The following is a 15,826-nucleotide window of genomic DNA, read 5'->3' as shown; positions in this document are numbered from 1 at the left end:
AATTTTTAATATAAAAGTGCAAAATCATACTTGGAATATTTAAAAACACTTAGAAGCTAAAATAAAAATACAAGTAATATACTTTAGTTGGTTGTGAAGATATATTTTGTTCATTGGAAATCCTTTAAGTAAGTTGTTAATTGACTACAAAAAAGATACTCGAAGTTATTCGGGTGTCTTTTACGTAATTAGCGTAATAATTTGCTTTTTTATGATTTACCAAGATTTACAATTTAAATAAAATTGTTATAATAATAGCAATAGACATACTATGGTGTCATATTTCAGAATATGATGACAATGTAATGAGGTAAATGAAAAAGGTTGGTACTTAGTTGCCAACCTTTTGTAGTAATAGCCATTTAAAAGTGATAAAATTTTTAGTAAAGTGATGAAGCGAAGCTTAATTTACTGGGATCTTTTTAGTCATTTCTCCACGTAAGTGGAGGTGATTATAAGATGAGTTTTAAATCAAAAGAACAAGTTATCATTTCTCCACGTAAGTTGGGTTAGACGTATTAATAGACGATAATTAACGATTATGAATATTGAAATATCGTCATTTTGATAATTGTTAATTATTGTCTATTTTTGCTTTGTTGCATTTTTTGTTGCATTGCTTTTAGTAAAGTCTTCCAAATAAGTTTCAAATAAATTGTCACTTTCTTGTTTATCTTCATCGGCTAAATAAGCATATACTTTAAGTGTGGTTCCAAGATTTGAATGTCCCAATCGTTGACTAATTGCATACCAATCTACAGGTAAATTGTGTTCTTTATAGAAATGATGAAGTAAAGCAACATGTGCATGTCGTAAACTGTGAAAGTGAAAATCATTTAAAGTAATATTTAAGTCTTCTAATATCTTTCGGAGTATTTTATTAACATAGGGAGATCTAGGGACAGAATTGTTATTAGCAAAAATAAATTTAGTATTGTTTTCTTTTAATTCGGCAATAATATCTAAAACAAATTGATTAATTCTAATGGTTCTATAAGAAGATTCATTTTTTAATCGCTTAAGTCTGGTTCCTTTAGATTGTTTATAATCATAAGCTTGGCTGATTGTAATTGTATGGTTTTTAAAATCAATTTTATCCCAAGTTAATCCGGCAATTTCCTCTAAACGCATACCAGTATAAATAGCTGTAATAATCATATAATATTCGGTATGAGAGGGATCCTTCTTTTTAACTGCGTGATTTACTATATCCTTAATTTGAGATACAGTGGGGTATTCTACCTTTAGTTCCTTATCTTTATTTCCACGTACGGAAACACCTTGAGTGAAATCTTTAGTAATGATTCCATCTGCAACTGCTGATTGAACACAGGCCTTAATAAAACCCATGTAATGTCTAACAGTTCCTCGAGCATGGTTACTAGCAAATTCATTTGCTTTTCTTTGAAAATCAATCCTTTTTATTTGATCTAATCGCAAAGTACCAAATTGTCTTTTAATATGATGATGTAAATTATAGTAATGTTCTTGGGTTTTTGGAGTTATCTTGGGGATGCGATATGCTTTAGCCCAGTCAATAAAGTAATCAGCAAAAGTGGGGACTTGTGTTTGACTGATTAGTCCTTTGATTGCTTTATCTTCATATTCAGTTGCCCAACGTTTGGCTTCTAATTTTGTCTTAAAACCTTGTTTAGCTTTTTGTTTCTTTTTCGGTTTACCAGAATCATCTAAATCCGTCTTATCTCGCCATGATACTCTAGCCAACCAATTTCTAGTAGATAATTGCTTGTAGTATGCCATAATTTTAATTTCTCCTTGTATTAAAAAAGCCGTTAAATAAAGTACAACGGCTTTTTATGATTAATCAGTTAATTGATCTAAAAGTTTATTTTTACGTTCATTATATTCAGACTCGCTGATTAAATTGTTTTTGTATAATTTTTGTAATTCTTCTAATTTATCACTAGTTGATGATGTAGATGATGTAACGGATGGACTAGAAGATTTTTCTTGAGTAGTAGAGTTAGAATTTTCCTGAACAGGTTGCTTAAAGGGTGTATTAGCGGTTTCCCAACTATATTCTTTATAACCTTTACCCCATGGCATTGCTATCAAGTTAAGAATTAAAAGCACACTACCCAAAAGGGACAAATCTGAATATGCTTTTGAAGCACTCATAAAGCATAAAAATGAAAGAACAATTACAATAATATCCAAAACATTTTCTACTAATTTAGTAGGCTGCTTAGCTCTAGTAACAATATAATATATTCCTAGTCCTATACCATATCCAGAAGTTAAAATACCTAAGAATCCTTGACCAGCAGCAGAGCTGTTGATTGAACTATAAATAGTAGTAACGTCGAGTGCTTGAATCAAAAAGATAGCTAAAACGACAATCATAATAATGCCCATGATTAGGCGACGCTTAATTACAGGATTTTTCCTGTTATTCATAAAATAAACCTCCAAAATTGCCTTAAGTTTATCGTCATTGGCAGATATGGACGTAATTCTAAACCAGTCGAAATCGACGGGTTTAGAATTAAAGATATTACTAGAAAAAATTTCATTATTAATGAAATAGGGGATTTGTTAGTGATTGCAAATAAAAAAAGACAGATACAAATAAATGCACCTGTCTTTCCAGCCCTGGACCGGGCACATCTTACATAGAAAAATATATCTCCTATGTCTGCAATATTTAGCCATTGACCTTTTTAATTGTACATTTATTGTAATTTTAGTGCAATAAGGCAGACATTAGTAATTATTTAAGTAGAGATGTAATCAATGCTACTAAAGTACCACCTATAACAGCACTTAATATTCCTAGTATCCAATTTATTTTGGCATTTGCAAATTTTGTTTCGCTTTTAACACTATTTAAATCTAATTCGATTTTATTAAAGCGATTATCTATATTCTTGCTCATGTCATTAAAGCGATTATCTATATGATGCAGTAATTTTTCATTGCTTAATTCTAGTTCTTCGTGAGTAACGTATTTGTCATTATTCATATTGTCATTACCTCCATCATCTTTATTATGAGGTAGAGGAGAAGAAGTGTCTAGGCGATTATTTTTAATACCTTTTTTAAGACCACCATCTACTGTATAAAGAAAAGAAGAATTGTTGTTCATTTATTCGTCAACCTCCGTTGCTAAAATAGCAGTGGAAAATACATGAAGTGGTTTATCTGAGAAACTTGATACGTATGATATATTTAACTCTACATTTTGAGGAAAATTGATATTATTATTTGGAACATTAAAAGAAAATCCTACTTCAAGGAAGTTATCAGTAGCTAGATTTTCTATTGGAATATCTAAATAAATATCTTCTAATCCCTTTCCCTCTAAAATTGCTTGAAAATTAAGTTGATTAACTTTAGATTGAAACATTTGCTGTTTACTATTATCATCAATATATAGAATAGCGTGCATCATCATATGAGTTGTTTTATTCTTGTTAAGAGGGATGAAATTAACTTTCATCTTATCTGCTGTTTCTTCAAAATATAGACTGATTACATTTATTTTTATATTATTCATGAATAAAATTCTTTCTAACTAATTACGATGAATTGAGGTTACTATGAAAAGATTACGATTGAGTACTATTTTTAATGAGATTTCCGATATGATTTTGAAATATAGAATGCTGGAAAAGGAAGTTAAAGAAAAACAATCGACAATAAGAAAAGAACATGAGGAAATGAAAAAGGAATTCCTTGCATTAAAAAAGAAAGTTAATAATAGAATGAGGTAAATATGTATACAATAAATAACTTAGTAGCAACTTTATTAACGGCAGGTGGATTAGGATATATTAACTACGGTACGCTAATACGTATGGGTGTCATAAATAAAACCAAAGATAAAAGCGAAATGTTACCATTATGTTTAATTTTTTCTATAATTGATTTCAGCATATATTTATTAATTCAAGAATGTTTGAATATCTTAGGTCTTAAAGATAATAATTGGAACATTTTATTAACAATCCTAATAACAATGCTCATAGTACTTATGCTGACTGTTCTAGCAGGACGAAGAATCGCTAAAATGTTTAACAAATTGATTAATCGCTCACGCCAAAAAGATCAAAAAGGAAAATATAGTCATCAAAATCCATTTAGACTTATGTTAAATACAAATAACCAATCTCAAGCATATGTTTATGATTTTAACTATCAGCCATTAGGATATGGATATGTTCTTTCATCATCTGCTAGTGATGATGAGTTTCAATTAAATCTAGATCCCTATGTGTTTAAAGAAGGGGATACTGAAGATGAATTAGAACAATTGCCTTATAAAGATCTAATTAAAAATACTCAAACACCTGAATGGAAAAAAGATTATAATATTACTCAGCATATAAACTTTAATCAAAAATTTATTGTGGTTTTATTAGATCCAAGATAGTACTTATTCATCTTTTTTTGGTTTAAAGGTAGGCTTTGGACGACTGGCATTATTTGCATTAGGAGTTGCTTTAACATCACTTCCGTCTTGCCGTATTACTTTATTATTTTTTCCTTGAACTTCTTTATTCATAAACATTACCTTTCTAGCCACCTTAATGGTGGCTTTTTTATTTTGCTTTCATTTTGAACAAATGTTCCGCTAGTTTGCTCACTCTATCTGGAATATGATATTTAGTAATAAAGCCTTTATAGTCCAAAGTTTCCTTATCGTACGTTTGATAATATTCAAAAATGAACCTCAAGGCATATCTATCTGCAAAACTATCATTTCCATTCTTGTTATCATGAGGAAGATTACCACGGTAGAGCATAGTATGACCGAGTTCATGTGCAATAATAAAAGGAAATTCTTTAGGATCCACAACATTAAGGTTAATCATGATTATGTTGTGAGCATAAAGTGACTTAGCTTTAAAAGAAGTAGCCTCACGTGAAAGTAGAAGAATAATACCTTTATTTTTTGATGAAGTTATATAAGTAAGTAATTAAATCATTCATTTTCGAGTAAGTCATTTCTTTTTAGAATGGCTTTAATAATCTTTAAATCTTCATCAGTTAAATCTTTACCACCATAACTTATAGCAATATGTTTATCTTCTAATTCTTTTAAATCTACTTTTTTAGGATAATGCTTTTCCTCTAAAGTAGATGGAGTGTTGAATCTAGGATCTAATTCCTCAGGCTTAATGCCAAAGTACTTAGCAAGCTTTTCAATATTTTCAGGTGAGGGGAGACGTTTACCACTAACATAGTTACTCATAGTAGCAGCAGAAAACTTAAGTTGTTTTGCAATAGTTGCTTGCGGTAATTTTTTTCTGCTAATTAGTTTCTGCAGTCGTTCACTTATAATCCTTTTAGATTCTTTTTCGATAGGGGATGAAATGTTTCTAGACATTTTAACGCCCTCCTTTATTAAATATTATACTTGCTATATTAAACATTTTAAATGTTTTGTCAAAATATTTTTAAAAATAATATTGACATTTACACTAGTGTAAATTATTATAATTACATAAGCTAAACGAAAGGAGGAAGCAAGTGGTTAAAATTTCTTTTGCGGCAGCAAGAAAAAATGCAAACTTAAGACAAGAGGAAGCAGCTAAGGCTCTTAAGATTTCTAAAGCTACCTTATCTACATATGAAAATCATCCAGAACAGGTAACTTTAAAAACTTTGAGAGAAATGGCATCCCTTTATAAGGTACCTATTGAAGTATTAATTTAATTTTTTTGCACTAAATATTAACACTAGTGTAAATATAAGGAGGAAATATGGAAGATCAATTAGCTATTTTTAATTTTGAAGATCAGCAAGTAAGGACAGTGATTGTTGATGAACAACTTTATTTCGTAGGAAAAGATGTAGCAACAATTCTTGGATATAAAAGATCAGCGGATGCTATTAAAATGCACGTCGATGAAGAAGATAAAGGGGTCGGTAAAATACAGACCCCTGGAGGAAAACAATCTTTAACCATTATCACCGAATCTGGCTTATACAGCTTAATTCTTTCTAGTAAGTTACCAACAGCCAAGAAATTTAAACACTGGGTAACAAGTGAAGTTCTTCCAACTATTCGGAAGAAAGGAATTTACATGACTGATGAAAAAGCAGTAGATATTGTTACTAACAAAGATTCACTTGCTGATTTATTGAGTATGGCATCTGAACAACTTAGAGAAAAAGATATTAAGATTGGTCAACTTGAAAACCAAGTAGATGAATTAATGGAACAAAAGAGTTACTTAGATGTCATCTTAAGCACTACTGATCCAATTGCAATTACTCAAATTGCTGCTGATTATGGTTACTCAGCTAGAGCATTTAATACTTTATTAAATGAAGTACGTATTCAACATAAAGTAAATGGTCAATGGATTTTGTACAGAATGCATATGGGTAAGAACTATACAGTTTCTAAGACTAAAACATTCAAAGACAAGTCAGGAAAAGATCATACCAAGATGCAAACTTATTGGACACAAACAGGTCGTAAGGCAATCTATCGTATTTTAAAAGAAAAGATGGATATTTTACCGTTACTTGAACGTGAAGATATTGAATAAATAAAAAGCCACTCGTTTGAGTGACTTAATGTGATTGGGTTACCATCTGGAACTTGAGTTGCAGCAAATTTTTCAATACTTGCGGAGTTGCTAATTTCTGAAACAACTGTTGCTTGTTTCTTCATGGCATCAACTCCTTCAAATTTAATGATTGGTTTACTTAATTTCTCAACAACAGATTGTAAATCACGTTGTGGTTTAGTAAGCGCCTTAACCATTTCTGCCGCAGTGTCAATTCCATTCAATCATGTTAACGTTAAAGCTTTTTATCTTTAACTTCTATTAGTTTCCTAATAGTTCAGCATATGTGTTCAACTACGAGAGTTGCCGAGCGCTCGTGGAGGTAATATCCTCTATGCGTTGCACCTTCAATTAAGCTTGGCTCAAAGTCGCCATATCTTTTTAAAACTTAGGTTTTCTTTGAATTCACTCGGTTCAATTAGCACATCGCTGTACTAACGGGCAATTAACACAACCAATTATATACCTACATCTAGGATATTGAAAGAAAATGAGGTAACCAATGATACAAAAAGTAAAAGAAATTTTAAGAGATAAAAATAAATCTTTTTATTGGTTAAGTAAGCAAACAGGAATTCCTACATCGACCTTAGGAAATTATGTAAATGGTGCCGAGGTACCGTGGAAAAATGCATGTAAAATTGCTGATGCTTTGAACGTGAAACTTGATGATTTAAGGGAGGACAACTAGTGATAGAAGAAGAATTTATTTTACAACTTTCGAAGTTAATTGCTGATGCTACTAAGGGGTTACTTAATGATAACCACCAAGAAATAAATACGGCACTAAGTAAAGAGCTTGATGTTATCAGAGAGTATATTGTGGCACGCAATTTATTTAATAAAAAACAATAAAAAGTTGTCCCACGAGGTGAAACAACAAATGAATAACTTAACTTATATAACTTGGATATTAGTTGCAGATATTGTAGCAATATTACTAGATCAAATTGTTTTAAGAAAGTTAGCTGGCCATACCTTAGGCTGGGCATACTACTTATATATTGTGTTAGCAACTATTCTATTTTCTCTTGTTATTTATAATGGCTGATTAAATTATAAACAACATCTTGTAGAAAAGGGAGCAAGTTAAAAAATGATATTAACGATTATTTTAGTGGCTTCTATGTGGTTAATCTTAATTCCAATGATTATTGATTTGCATAAAAGATCGTCTGATGGCTTTCTAACGCAGTGTGTAATTGCAAGTATTGGAATCATTGAAACAATTATTCTTTTAAGCCTTCAGTTTATAAAGTTCTAGCATTTAAGTAAAAGGAGATGAACAACATTGATAAAAACTCAAACAGAGGATCTACTAATGGAAAAGTTTGTATCTCAAGTTTCAGATCAAGTTCCTTATCGAGATACTTATATGACAATTAAAAAGCTAGCTAAGTGTAATGAGTTGCAACCACTAACTATGATGCGGTTGTTAGATGTAATCACATTGCAAGCAGTAGATGATCCTAGTTCAGACTTAATTGCGAAGTATGTACTAACACTAAGCGATTATGTAGACAGATTAGTAACTAAGTTCTTAGACCATAGCCTTACAGGAGAAAGAGCACTTAGTGAAAGAAAAATTATTAGTGCTTATCTAAACGATGCTTCTGAGGAAAAACTACTGGATTTATTTACACAACTTGCAAAATCTAATAGGAACAGTCTCAAAGATTCATATATTACCTTTAACTCCATTCATGTTATGCGGTATTTATTTGGAATGAGAGACCCACTAACCGTTAAAGCGTATAAAGCTATTGAAAAATTAGAAGAAAGGATGGGAGATAAATGGCTACTGTAAATGAAAATCATGCAGAATTAAAGCCCTCACCTGAATTTGTGAGAGCTTGTAAAGAATTTGAGAAAGCCGCTAGTTTAGAAAGCAAGCGTTTAGGAGAAAACATACTAAAAGAACTTGATAATCATAATCTGCAAGATGTTAAGCCTGAAAGATATGAATTTATTATTAGCTCTTTCAAAAGATATGGTGACAATCTCCATGATTTAGGTTTTACAAGAGATTTTTCAGACTTATTTAGCAATGGTTTTGATTTTATCCATTATTTGAAAGCTGTAAATAGAAATCATCTAGTAAATCTACCTGTTTCCAAATTTTTTGTTTTTCCGTTTCTTCGAAATGATTTTTAGCACGTGCACATTTAACTGTATTGATCAAGTTAAATACTTGCTTACGAAAATTATTATATTTTCCTGCATTAACTGCTGGTGCTGGTATATGAGAAGTGAAAATGCTATCAAATATTTCTGCTTGTTGTTGGTAAATGTTGAAGCGGAAATCAAATCGTTGAGCATAGCTTTCACTTTCAAATACATCTTCAAGATGAGTAAAGATTAGGGCATCTGTATTTAATAAAGCAGCATATCGTGGTGCTAAATCATCATTGATATCAACTGGGAGCAGTTCCACTAGAATCACCTCCTTAATTGTTTAGATGATTCTAGTGTAGCAAAAAAGAAGTTTAGTATTTCATAAATTTTAATTGAATAAAGGAGTTGGTTAGTATGGAAATCACAATGCCAGACAGTGTTCTGGATAAAAAGATTGATGAAGCAGTACAAAAAAGACTAGAAGACACAGGATTAATTGGCCGAACCATTGATATCAATGAATTTCGTAAAAAATATTGTGGTGGGAAATCTGCCGAATGGGTACGTCAAATGATATTTGATCGTTACCCAGAAGTTAATTTTGATAAAGGGGGTTGGGTGGTTAATCCACGTACATCTCCACAAGGAAGAAAAGCAATTATCTTTGAAAAACAAGCTGCAAAATGGATTGAGAAACATAAGTTCGAGCTTGATTGGAATGAGCGGATTATTTAGGAGGAAATTATGAGTAGTAAAGATTTAAGTTATAAAGAGTTATTTGAATTGAGCCACAAGGTTTACCAAGACAGATTGGATAAGTCTGAAAGCAAGAGCAGAGTTCTTGAAAAGCAAATGGCTGTTAGAGATGAATTAGAAGAATTATCCGATGAAAATGAAAAGTATTATGCCAGAGCAAATAAAGCAACGGTTTTAATAAGTTCATTTATCGGTGGATGTTTCTTAGGGGTTGCTTACTTGATTGGAATTGTCGTAGGAAGAGGAGGATTCTAAAATGAAAATATTTGATAACCACCCAATTTTATTTGGAATAGCAAGCATAGCATGTGCTGTACTTGGATTTATAGTAGCGGTTGGAATTGCACATATTTAGGAGGAAACCATGAAAAGTAATTTTTTATCAGAAACAACTATTAACAACTTAGTTATTAACTCAAATGCGATCTTTAGTAGAGAAGATTTGAACACAAAAAAAGACCGCCTTTACAGCGATCTAGTTATCAAATGAGTAAGAAATTGGTTAATTGCCTGGCTCAATTATACTACTGTATCAACTAATTGTCATGCTTGTACTTTAAAGCAGTTACATATTGTTGAGTTGAAAGTTTATTACTTAAGGGCTTAGTGATTGTTTCTTCTTTATTATTAAGTTTTATCTTAATACTTAATGGACTGTTTCTTTCGAAAATACTATTCAATAGCATTGAATCAACATCCTGAAAAACCATTACAAAGGTCTTAGAAGATCGAGGAGGAATATTTAAAGGCAGACAGTCAGAATATGTTTTACTTCCACCATCGTCGGTTAGCCAAACACTAAATAAAGTTGATTTAAAACCATATTCAGATTGAGTCAAAGCCCATAGCAATTCTAAATCAGTAATTGTATTAGGTCTTGAAGACATATTAGTTATTAATAAACACAACGTTAACTGCTTGCTATCAGGAGTTTTGTAGCCCCATTTATACAAAATACTTGCTTGGATTCGCTCCTGCTTCCAGTTATGGATATTAGCAATTAAAGCAAGAATTAATGATAAGGCAGAGATACAAAGAGATACGCTGGAAATCTGTTCTTTTAAAAAAATCATAGGAGACCTCATGAATAATAACAATTTAACATTAATCATTATATCAACTGTTTTAGCAGTTATTTCAATGATTTTATCAATCATCGTTTTATTGAATTAGGAGAAAAGAATGGTAGTAATTACTACATTGTTGGTTATAGCAGTAATTATACTAACAAGTTTTTCAATTTTGTGTTCATGGAATACTAGTCGGCATTATACTGTGCCACTTTATAGAGAAGCACTTATGACATGCGGAATCGCAATAGGCTTGGTTATAGCAGTATTGCTTATATTGCTAGCTAAAGCTTTATAAGGAGAAAACATATGGCAAAATTAGTATTTATTCAAACAGGAATTGGCTTTTTATTAGCGATAGTAGGAATTGCTTTTGCAAATTTAAGTGAGAAAAGAGATTCACTTAAGTACTATACCATTGCTACCGCAATGACAGGAATGTCTTGTGGATTAGGAGTAGCGGTTATCTTATTAGATGTCTTTTTACAAGGAGGTATTAAATGAGTGAGTTTGGTGGAAGTAGAATTTTCCTTAATATTCCAGTAGCAATTGCACGAGATAAGGACTTATTAAAGAAACCTAAATCAATTTTATTAATGGGTGAGATTATCTCAATGCTCAATACTACAGGAAAGTTCTTTATGAGTAACGGTGAATTAAGTAGAAGGCTAGATTGTGATAAAGCAACCATCGGTCGGTATCTTTCAATGCTTGAAGAAAAAGAATTAATTGTAAGAGAAAACGTTTATAAAAATGATGGATCTAAAGAAATTATAGGTAGGAAGATACAAGCTGGAGAGGCACTTAAGCACTTAAGTTTATTTGGTGGAATTGAACACCCCCTCCGCACAGATGCGGATACCCCCTCTGCACCGGTGCGTACCCCCTATCCGCACGGGCGCGCATACCCCTCCGCATCGGTGCGTACTAAAGAGAACATAATAAGAGAACAGTATAAAAGAACAGAAGAAAAGAAATATAGTGCATCTAGCGATGCACACCCTTCTAAAACAGAATTAATTGAAAAAGAATTCGAAGAATTATGGAAACTATATCCAAAGAAGAAAGGTAAGAAGCAAGCATTAAATCACTATAAAGCTTGGAGAAAGAAATCTGTTAAGAATACAAAAGAGTTTATGCTATCGAGATTAAAAGCTTACTTAAATCAAATTCAAAATGATAGAACACCACAGCAATATATCCTTAATGGATCTACTTGGTTTAATGGACGCTTTGAAGATGATTATAGTACTGAAACAAATACTAGAACTAATCCAAGTAATTGGAGTTCTGGAGTAACAGATGGCTTAGTGAGCGATGATAGCTTTAAAGATATCAAAGATGATGATTTGCCGTTCTAGGCTAGAAAGGATTGAGAATGGAAAAAATAGACACCTTTACAAGTATTTCTAAACTGTTCGTTAAATTGCCAAAGTATTGTTCTAAACATCCAGATACCAATTTAATTAAGCTACCTGATGGCAATACAATGTGCACTAAATGCCAACAAGAAAAGGTAGAAAGAAAAGAAAATGAAATGGTCAATGATTTTTTAGCAGATAAATCAAAAGGCTATTTAAGGCGCTATAGCTTGGTAGAAGATAGTGAAGAGTATGATTGCACCTTTAGCAATTTTAAAGCCACAGAGGGCACAAAAGAAGCTAAATTATGGAATAATTCACGTCAATTAGCAGGAATTTATTTAAAGAAACCAGATTTAAAAATGTGTACCATCTTTTACGGCACTCCAGGGGCCGGAAAAACACATTTAGCAATGGGGATTCTAAATGCAATTAATGACAATGCAGAGCCACCACAAAAGTGTTTATTTCTAAATACTAACCGTCTATATCAAAAGTTAAAAGATTACATCGGAAATGAACAAGATGGGTGGAGTAAGAAAATTGCTACCCAAATCATTAACGATGCTGATTTAGTGGTTTTAGATGACTTAGGCAGTGAGTCAGCAATGAGAAGTGGAAGCGAAGCAAGTAACTTTTGGCAAACTTTTCTTTATGACATTACTAGTTCTCAAAAACGAATCATCACTACGACTAATCTTACGCAAGATCAATTACTACAAACTTATAACCCAAAGATAGTTAGTAGATTAAGAGCTGGCTCAAAAGGCTTTCTATTTGATTTTGCAGGTATTGAGGATAAGCGGTGGTAATTATTAAATTCTCTAGTAGTTGGGCAAGATAAAGAATAAGGCAACACTAGATAACTTAAATAAGGAGAAAAATTATGGACTTTAAAGTAATAAAAGAATATGAAAAGCATGGTAGGAAAATTGCGATTGTTCATGCTGGAGTACCAGAAGAAATAAAACAAATTGAAGAAAAATTTGATTTTAGGGCATGGTCATGGTATTGCGGATATGTTCAAGTTAGGAAGTACCTGACAGAAGAACAAGAATCAGATTTAATTGCACCGGGGGGGATTACATATGAAGGAGATTTGGAAAGATATGGCATTGAAGGCAAGTTTGTAGGGTTTGATACCGCGCACTACTTTACGGAAGATTACACGGAGCAAGATGTAGCTAAGGCGTGTGAAGATTTAGCAAAACAATTAAATGAAGAGGGTAGAGAATCATAGTAAAACACGATTATGGAAAGAAAAATATATGTTTTTGTTGAAGAAAACAAAATTATAGCAAGAGGTACAGCTGATGAAATTGCTAAAGCTTTAAATAGTACTCTTAACAGAGTTTATAACCAATATGCACGTACTAAAGCAGGTAAAACCAGATTTAAACACATATTTTTGGAAAGTGAATTGTCGGAAGAAAAGCTTTCAAGACTAGAAAATCGTAGCAATCTTCGAACTAAAGAAAGCAAGAGAGCACTAGCCGATAAAAGAATTTATGCAATTTATCATGGGGATAAATTTGTTGATGTTGGTACGGCAGAGGAACTAACTAAAAAACATAATATATCACCAGGTTCCTTTTATAGCAGAGTCTCTAGAAGTAAAACTGGTGAATATAAGACCAATGTAATAATAATTGTTCAAGAGTAGGAGATTATAAATGAACCGCATTGAATTCAAAGGGAACGATACTGTAATTCCATTAAATGATGAGTTTGCAACAGTAAGTACACATATCTATGTGGATAATCCACAAAAAGGTAATTTTCTAACAGATAAAAAAGAAATTGAAATTTATACTTCCGAAGGGCAAATAACTCTAGGTCAAATTTCTAAGATGGTAGAACTGTGTTATCTAGGGAAAACTTATCCAGGACAAACAATTTATGTACAAGTTGATTTTTACTTGAATGGTTATATTTATCGAACAGATGTTGATGGCTGGCGTCAATACGCTACAACGATAGGAATGGCATAAAACATGAAAGGAACAATAATTTTTATTTTAGTAGTCGCACTAGCTGGTTTTGCCATTGAAGCAGTAGTTGGACAAGAAGCTTTTAACAAAATTAGTAAAGTGGTGGCGATTGTTGGCGTAGTAATTTTTATCATTGCTTTAATTTGGGCAGTAAGCAAAATATGAGGTAAATATGGAACTATCAAAACAAGATCAAATGGTTAGACGTGAGTTAGCAAGTATGTCACCAGAAACAATTAAATATATACCGTATAAATTTAATGATAAGTATGGTGCCTTAGAATGCAGATGGATTAATAAAGACACTATCCAGTTAATAGCAGGAACTAATCTAGAATTAATGGATCCCTTTAATGATTCACTAGAGGTGATATTTGATAAGAAAAAAGGAGTTTTCGATGACTGTGGATACACCAGCTATAACTTGTATTGTGTGGGAATTAGCATTGTAGTGCTTGATGGAAAAACGTGGAGAAGTTTAGTTAGTACTTCACTTAATGATCTAATTTTAATTATTAATAGATTATATGGAGATGAAACAAATGCTAAGTAACGAAGAAATAAACTATAAAAAATTAGAAAATTTAAAGTGTGAGCTTTACTGTGACAACTTTGAAAATTTTAAACGTTATGGAATACCAAAGGCACAATTAATCATTGCTGATATTCCGTATAACATTGGTAAGAATGCTTATGCATCAAATCCTATGTGGTACAAAGGTGGAGAAATTGAGCAAGGGCAGAGTGATAAAGCAGGAACAAATTTCTTTAACCGTGATGAAAGTTTTAATGTGATTAACTTTATGAAGTTTGCTAGAAAGCTTCTGATTAAAGAACCAAAAGAAACAGGTAAGGCCCCAGCAATGATTGTATTTTGTTCTTGGCAACAAATTCCAATGCTAATTGAGCAAGCTAAGAAAGAAGGATTTAAACATGCATTTCCATTAGTTTTTACTAAAAAGACGAGCTCACAAGTATTAAAAGCTAATATGAGAATTGTGGGTGCAACTGAATTTGCATTAGTGCTTTATCGTGACAAGCTGCCAAAATTTAATAATAATGGGCGCATGATTTTAGATCATATGAATTGGGACGTTGACCCAGGTTATCCCAAAATTCATCCAACGCAAAAACCTATTCCATTATTAAAAAGATTGATTGAAATTTTTACTGATGAAGGTGATGTAGTAATTGATCCAACAGCGGGAAGTGGTTCAACTTTAAGAGCGGCTGCAGAGCTTAAACGTAATGCTTTGCTTATGGTTTTGAAGTTGAAAGAGCAATCTATGAAAAAGCTAAAGCTGTGATGCTTAAACATGCAGAATTAAGTTTGTTATAAGGACAAACTAATGGGGAGTTTAGGAGTACTTAACTTAATGCCCTGATCCTAATTATTAAGAGATTATATGGAGATAGAAAAATATGTTGAGTAAGCAAGAAGAGGATAAAAAAAGAAAATTAATTGAAAAAGGCTATCAGTTTGTACCTGTATCAAATATCACCCTATTTGAGAGGGATGAATTCTTTGATGTGATTTCGCCAACTGGTCGACATATTATGAATGGAGTTACTGAAAAAGAAATTATTAGATGGCTTGGAGGTATAAAAATTGCTAAATAAGTCTAAACAAAGAAATTGTCCGTACTGTCACGGGCGTAATGCACTTTTGCAGAGAGATTTTAGAGACTTTACAGGGGATGTAATAAGTTTGGTGGTTGATGTTCGTGAAAATAGATTGGAAATTGACTACGACCCTTTTAATTATGAAATTGAAGAATATTTTTTATTAATTATTGTCCTATGTGTGGGAGAAAATTGAATAAATAAAATTAAAATTTTAGGAGGAAACTATGGAAGCACAAGATTTTTTAATTAAATATGAGCAGGATTCGTGTAAGTACTGTCATAAACCGTACGAAACACTAATCGAATCAGAAGAGGTCTTCGTTTATATTGATTCAGAAGAGGGACTAATTGTAAGTATTGGAGAA

31 protein-coding genes and 1 pseudogene are annotated in these 15,826 nt (G+C 31.9%); 22 read left to right on the top strand and 10 right to left on the bottom strand.

Translation table 11 applies throughout. The features are described 5' to 3' along the window. Window positions 1–585 precede the first annotated feature (585 nt). From FP435_RS04885 to FP435_RS04870, 4 genes are all read right to left on the bottom strand, one after another. A complete protein-coding gene (locus FP435_RS04885; RefSeq protein WP_265482987.1) occupies window positions 586–1,761 on the bottom strand; it encodes a tyrosine-type recombinase/integrase in 1,176 nt (391 codons plus the stop codon). A gap of 60 nt (window positions 1,762–1,821) precedes the next feature. Beyond that, complete coding sequence (locus FP435_RS04880) at window positions 1,822–2,418, bottom strand: SHOCT domain-containing protein (protein WP_265482986.1); 597 nt, start codon at window positions 2,416–2,418, stop codon at window positions 1,822–1,824. Between the two features lie 313 nt (window positions 2,419–2,731). Next, window positions 2,732–3,106 (bottom strand): hypothetical protein, encoded by a 375-nt coding sequence (locus tag FP435_RS04875; protein ID WP_265482985.1) that lies wholly within the window; start codon window positions 3,104–3,106, stop codon window positions 2,732–2,734. After that, window positions 3,107–3,460, bottom strand: a complete 354-nt coding sequence (locus FP435_RS04870) for a hypothetical protein (RefSeq protein WP_265482984.1) — start codon at window positions 3,458–3,460, stop codon at window positions 3,107–3,109. Window positions 3,461–3,560: 100 nt separating this feature from the next. Here FP435_RS04870 and FP435_RS04865 point away from each other — a divergent pair, with 100 nt between their 5' ends. Together FP435_RS04865 and FP435_RS04860 are read left to right on the top strand one after the other, a co-directional pair. Next, entirely contained in the window at window positions 3,561–3,734 is a 174-nt protein-coding gene (locus FP435_RS04865) for a hypothetical protein (RefSeq protein ID WP_265482983.1), read from the top strand. Between the two features lie 2 nt (window positions 3,735–3,736). Next, window positions 3,737–4,393 carry a hypothetical protein gene (locus FP435_RS04860; protein ID WP_265482981.1) on the top strand — a complete coding sequence of 219 codons (657 nt, stop codon included), beginning with the start codon at window positions 3,737–3,739 and terminating at the stop codon, window positions 4,391–4,393. 3 nt (window positions 4,394–4,396) lie between these two features. Here the strand turns inward: FP435_RS04860 and FP435_RS04855 are convergent, their stop codons facing one another. The 3 genes from FP435_RS04855 to FP435_RS04845 form a co-directional block, all read right to left on the bottom strand. After that, window positions 4,397–4,525 carry a hypothetical protein gene (locus tag FP435_RS04855; RefSeq protein ID WP_265482980.1) on the bottom strand — a complete coding sequence of 43 codons (129 nt, stop codon included), beginning with the start codon at window positions 4,523–4,525 and terminating at the stop codon, window positions 4,397–4,399. A 37-nt stretch (window positions 4,526–4,562) separates the two neighbouring features. Further along, the gene (locus FP435_RS04850; RefSeq protein WP_265482979.1) at window positions 4,563–4,817 is read right to left on the bottom strand and encodes a hypothetical protein; all 255 of its coding nucleotides are present in this window, start codon (window positions 4,815–4,817) and stop codon (window positions 4,563–4,565) included. A gap of 128 nt (window positions 4,818–4,945) precedes the next feature. Continuing rightward, window positions 4,946–5,350: a helix-turn-helix domain-containing protein gene (locus tag FP435_RS04845; protein WP_265482977.1), complete on the bottom strand. Its 405-nt coding sequence runs from the start codon at window positions 5,348–5,350 to the stop codon at window positions 4,946–4,948. A gap of 143 nt (window positions 5,351–5,493) precedes the next feature. On the opposite strand from FP435_RS04845, the gene FP435_RS04840 reads away from it, so the two are divergent. Both FP435_RS04840 and FP435_RS04835 read left to right on the top strand, forming a co-directional pair. Next, entirely contained in the window at window positions 5,494–5,679 is a 186-nt protein-coding gene (locus FP435_RS04840) for a helix-turn-helix domain-containing protein (RefSeq protein ID WP_265482975.1), read from the top strand. Between the two features lie 47 nt (window positions 5,680–5,726). Next, complete coding sequence (locus FP435_RS04835; protein WP_265482973.1) at window positions 5,727–6,521, top strand: phage antirepressor; 795 nt, start codon at window positions 5,727–5,729, stop codon at window positions 6,519–6,521. Here FP435_RS04835 and FP435_RS04830 read toward each other — a convergent pair. Beyond that, on the bottom strand, window positions 6,458–6,766 hold the full coding sequence (locus FP435_RS04830) for a hypothetical protein (RefSeq protein WP_265482971.1): 309 nt from the start codon (window positions 6,764–6,766) through the stop codon (window positions 6,458–6,460). The two genes, FP435_RS04835 and FP435_RS04830, sit on opposite strands and share 64 nt — an antisense overlap. A gap of 278 nt (window positions 6,767–7,044) precedes the next feature. Between FP435_RS04830 and FP435_RS04825 the strand changes: the two genes are divergently transcribed. The 5 genes from FP435_RS04825 to FP435_RS04805 are packed head-to-tail and all read left to right on the top strand — an operon-like array spanning window position 7,045 to window position 8,349. Further along, complete coding sequence (locus FP435_RS04825) at window positions 7,045–7,233, top strand: helix-turn-helix domain-containing protein (RefSeq protein WP_265482970.1); 189 nt, start codon at window positions 7,045–7,047, stop codon at window positions 7,231–7,233. Continuing rightward, entirely contained in the window at window positions 7,233–7,397 is a 165-nt protein-coding gene (locus FP435_RS04820; RefSeq protein ID WP_265482968.1) for a hypothetical protein, read from the top strand. The genes FP435_RS04825 and FP435_RS04820 overlap by 1 nt, the downstream gene beginning before the upstream one ends. A gap of 28 nt (window positions 7,398–7,425) precedes the next feature. After that, window positions 7,426–7,593: a hypothetical protein gene (locus FP435_RS04815; RefSeq protein WP_265482966.1), complete on the top strand. Its 168-nt coding sequence runs from the start codon at window positions 7,426–7,428 to the stop codon at window positions 7,591–7,593. Window positions 7,594–7,638: 45 nt separating this feature from the next. Next, window positions 7,639–7,806 carry a hypothetical protein gene (locus FP435_RS04810; protein ID WP_265482965.1) on the top strand — a complete coding sequence of 56 codons (168 nt, stop codon included), beginning with the start codon at window positions 7,639–7,641 and terminating at the stop codon, window positions 7,804–7,806. 57 nt (window positions 7,807–7,863) lie between these two features. Further along, the gene (locus tag FP435_RS04805; RefSeq protein WP_265482964.1) at window positions 7,864–8,349 is read left to right on the top strand and encodes a hypothetical protein; all 486 of its coding nucleotides are present in this window, start codon (window positions 7,864–7,866) and stop codon (window positions 8,347–8,349) included. A gap of 252 nt (window positions 8,350–8,601) precedes the next feature. Here the strand turns inward: FP435_RS04805 and FP435_RS04800 are convergent, their stop codons facing one another. Beyond that, entirely contained in the window at window positions 8,602–8,976 is a 375-nt protein-coding gene (locus tag FP435_RS04800; RefSeq protein WP_265482963.1) for a hypothetical protein, read from the bottom strand. A gap of 95 nt (window positions 8,977–9,071) precedes the next feature. Here FP435_RS04800 and FP435_RS04795 point away from each other — a divergent pair, with 95 nt between their 5' ends. Together FP435_RS04795 and FP435_RS04790 are read left to right on the top strand one after the other, a co-directional pair. Continuing rightward, complete coding sequence (locus tag FP435_RS04795) at window positions 9,072–9,392, top strand: DUF771 domain-containing protein (RefSeq protein ID WP_265482962.1); 321 nt, start codon at window positions 9,072–9,074, stop codon at window positions 9,390–9,392. A gap of 9 nt (window positions 9,393–9,401) precedes the next feature. Further along, entirely contained in the window at window positions 9,402–9,668 is a 267-nt protein-coding gene (locus FP435_RS04790) for a hypothetical protein (RefSeq protein WP_265482960.1), read from the top strand. A 281-nt stretch (window positions 9,669–9,949) separates the two neighbouring features. Here the strand turns inward: FP435_RS04790 and FP435_RS04785 are convergent, their stop codons facing one another. Continuing rightward, window positions 9,950–10,486, bottom strand: coding sequence for a hypothetical protein (locus FP435_RS04785; RefSeq protein ID WP_265482959.1), 537 nt, complete (start codon window positions 10,484–10,486; stop codon window positions 9,950–9,952). Between the two features lie 306 nt (window positions 10,487–10,792). On the opposite strand from FP435_RS04785, the gene FP435_RS04780 reads away from it, so the two are divergent. The 11 genes and pseudogenes from FP435_RS04780 (at window position 10,793) to FP435_RS04730 (ending at window position 15,654) form a co-directional block, all read left to right on the top strand. After that, window positions 10,793–10,987, top strand: coding sequence for a hypothetical protein (locus FP435_RS04780; RefSeq protein WP_265482957.1), 195 nt, complete (start codon window positions 10,793–10,795; stop codon window positions 10,985–10,987). Then, complete coding sequence (locus tag FP435_RS04775) at window positions 10,984–11,844, top strand: helix-turn-helix domain-containing protein (RefSeq protein WP_265482955.1); 861 nt, start codon at window positions 10,984–10,986, stop codon at window positions 11,842–11,844. The genes FP435_RS04780 and FP435_RS04775 overlap by 4 nt, the downstream gene beginning before the upstream one ends. A gap of 17 nt (window positions 11,845–11,861) precedes the next feature. Then, on the top strand, window positions 11,862–12,656 hold the full coding sequence (locus FP435_RS04770; protein WP_265482954.1) for an ATP-binding protein: 795 nt from the start codon (window positions 11,862–11,864) through the stop codon (window positions 12,654–12,656). A 74-nt stretch (window positions 12,657–12,730) separates the two neighbouring features. After that, complete coding sequence (locus tag FP435_RS04765) at window positions 12,731–13,084, top strand: hypothetical protein (protein WP_265482953.1); 354 nt, start codon at window positions 12,731–12,733, stop codon at window positions 13,082–13,084. 12 nt (window positions 13,085–13,096) lie between these two features. Then, window positions 13,097–13,507, top strand: a complete 411-nt coding sequence (locus FP435_RS04760) for a hypothetical protein (protein WP_265482951.1) — start codon at window positions 13,097–13,099, stop codon at window positions 13,505–13,507. A 10-nt stretch (window positions 13,508–13,517) separates the two neighbouring features. Further along, on the top strand, window positions 13,518–13,835 hold the full coding sequence (locus FP435_RS04755) for a hypothetical protein (RefSeq protein WP_265482950.1): 318 nt from the start codon (window positions 13,518–13,520) through the stop codon (window positions 13,833–13,835). A 3-nt stretch (window positions 13,836–13,838) separates the two neighbouring features. Then, window positions 13,839–14,000 (top strand): hypothetical protein, encoded by a 162-nt coding sequence (locus FP435_RS04750; RefSeq protein ID WP_265482949.1) that lies wholly within the window; start codon window positions 13,839–13,841, stop codon window positions 13,998–14,000. 7 nt (window positions 14,001–14,007) lie between these two features. Next, on the top strand, window positions 14,008–14,388 hold the full coding sequence (locus tag FP435_RS04745) for a hypothetical protein (RefSeq protein WP_265482948.1): 381 nt from the start codon (window positions 14,008–14,010) through the stop codon (window positions 14,386–14,388). Then, window positions 14,378–15,174 (top strand): annotated as a pseudogene (locus FP435_RS04740) (DNA-methyltransferase). Before FP435_RS04745 ends, FP435_RS04740 begins: the two are co-directional and overlap by 11 nt. A gap of 83 nt (window positions 15,175–15,257) precedes the next feature. Beyond that, window positions 15,258–15,455, top strand: coding sequence for a hypothetical protein (locus FP435_RS04735; RefSeq protein WP_265482946.1), 198 nt, complete (start codon window positions 15,258–15,260; stop codon window positions 15,453–15,455). Beyond that, window positions 15,445–15,654, top strand: a complete 210-nt coding sequence (locus FP435_RS04730) for a hypothetical protein (RefSeq protein WP_265482945.1) — start codon at window positions 15,445–15,447, stop codon at window positions 15,652–15,654. Before FP435_RS04735 ends, FP435_RS04730 begins: the two co-directional genes overlap by 11 nt. Window positions 15,655–15,826: the final 172 nt, after the last annotated feature.

Source organism: Lactobacillus sp. PV037 (assembly GCF_014522345.1).
Classification (GTDB): Bacteria; Bacillota; Bacilli; order Lactobacillales; family Lactobacillaceae; genus Lactobacillus.
Note: the sequence above shows the minus strand (reverse complement) of the source record. Positions and strands in the feature narration are given on the sequence as shown.

Coding starts and splice junctions, on each gene's coding strand:
- FP435_RS04885 (WP_265482987.1), bottom strand. CDS start 1,761: ATGGCATACTACAAGCAATTATCTACTAGAAATTGGTTGGCTAGAGTA.
- FP435_RS04880 (WP_265482986.1), bottom strand. CDS start 2,418: ATGAATAACAGGAAAAATCCTGTAATTAAGCGTCGCCTAATCATGGGC.
- FP435_RS04875 (WP_265482985.1), bottom strand. CDS start 3,106: ATGAACAACAATTCTTCTTTTCTTTATACAGTAGATGGTGGTCTTAAA.
- FP435_RS04870 (WP_265482984.1), bottom strand. CDS start 3,460: ATGAAAGTTAATTTCATCCCTCTTAACAAGAATAAAACAACTCATATG.
- FP435_RS04865 (WP_265482983.1), top strand. CDS start 3,561: ATGAAAAGATTACGATTGAGTACTATTTTTAATGAGATTTCCGATATG.
- FP435_RS04860 (WP_265482981.1), top strand. CDS start 3,737: ATGTATACAATAAATAACTTAGTAGCAACTTTATTAACGGCAGGTGGA.
- FP435_RS04855 (WP_265482980.1), bottom strand. CDS start 4,525: ATGAATAAAGAAGTTCAAGGAAAAAATAATAAAGTAATACGGCAAGAC.
- FP435_RS04845 (WP_265482977.1), bottom strand. CDS start 5,350: ATGTCTAGAAACATTTCATCCCCTATCGAAAAAGAATCTAAAAGGATT.
- FP435_RS04835 (WP_265482973.1), top strand. CDS start 5,727: ATGGAAGATCAATTAGCTATTTTTAATTTTGAAGATCAGCAAGTAAGG.
- FP435_RS04825 (WP_265482970.1), top strand. CDS start 7,045: ATGATACAAAAAGTAAAAGAAATTTTAAGAGATAAAAATAAATCTTTT.
- FP435_RS04815 (WP_265482966.1), top strand. CDS start 7,426: ATGAATAACTTAACTTATATAACTTGGATATTAGTTGCAGATATTGTA.
- FP435_RS04810 (WP_265482965.1), top strand. CDS start 7,639: ATGATATTAACGATTATTTTAGTGGCTTCTATGTGGTTAATCTTAATT.
- FP435_RS04805 (WP_265482964.1), top strand. CDS start 7,864: ATGGAAAAGTTTGTATCTCAAGTTTCAGATCAAGTTCCTTATCGAGAT.
- FP435_RS04795 (WP_265482962.1), top strand. CDS start 9,072: ATGGAAATCACAATGCCAGACAGTGTTCTGGATAAAAAGATTGATGAA.
- FP435_RS04790 (WP_265482960.1), top strand. CDS start 9,402: ATGAGTAGTAAAGATTTAAGTTATAAAGAGTTATTTGAATTGAGCCAC.
- FP435_RS04785 (WP_265482959.1), bottom strand. CDS start 10,486: ATGATTTTTTTAAAAGAACAGATTTCCAGCGTATCTCTTTGTATCTCT.
- FP435_RS04780 (WP_265482957.1), top strand. CDS start 10,793: ATGGCAAAATTAGTATTTATTCAAACAGGAATTGGCTTTTTATTAGCG.
- FP435_RS04775 (WP_265482955.1), top strand. CDS start 10,984: ATGAGTGAGTTTGGTGGAAGTAGAATTTTCCTTAATATTCCAGTAGCA.
- FP435_RS04770 (WP_265482954.1), top strand. CDS start 11,862: ATGGAAAAAATAGACACCTTTACAAGTATTTCTAAACTGTTCGTTAAA.
- FP435_RS04765 (WP_265482953.1), top strand. CDS start 12,731: ATGGACTTTAAAGTAATAAAAGAATATGAAAAGCATGGTAGGAAAATT.
- FP435_RS04760 (WP_265482951.1), top strand. CDS start 13,097: ATGGAAAGAAAAATATATGTTTTTGTTGAAGAAAACAAAATTATAGCA.
- FP435_RS04755 (WP_265482950.1), top strand. CDS start 13,518: ATGAACCGCATTGAATTCAAAGGGAACGATACTGTAATTCCATTAAAT.
- FP435_RS04750 (WP_265482949.1), top strand. CDS start 13,839: ATGAAAGGAACAATAATTTTTATTTTAGTAGTCGCACTAGCTGGTTTT.
- FP435_RS04745 (WP_265482948.1), top strand. CDS start 14,008: ATGGAACTATCAAAACAAGATCAAATGGTTAGACGTGAGTTAGCAAGT.
- FP435_RS04735 (WP_265482946.1), top strand. CDS start 15,258: ATGTTGAGTAAGCAAGAAGAGGATAAAAAAAGAAAATTAATTGAAAAA.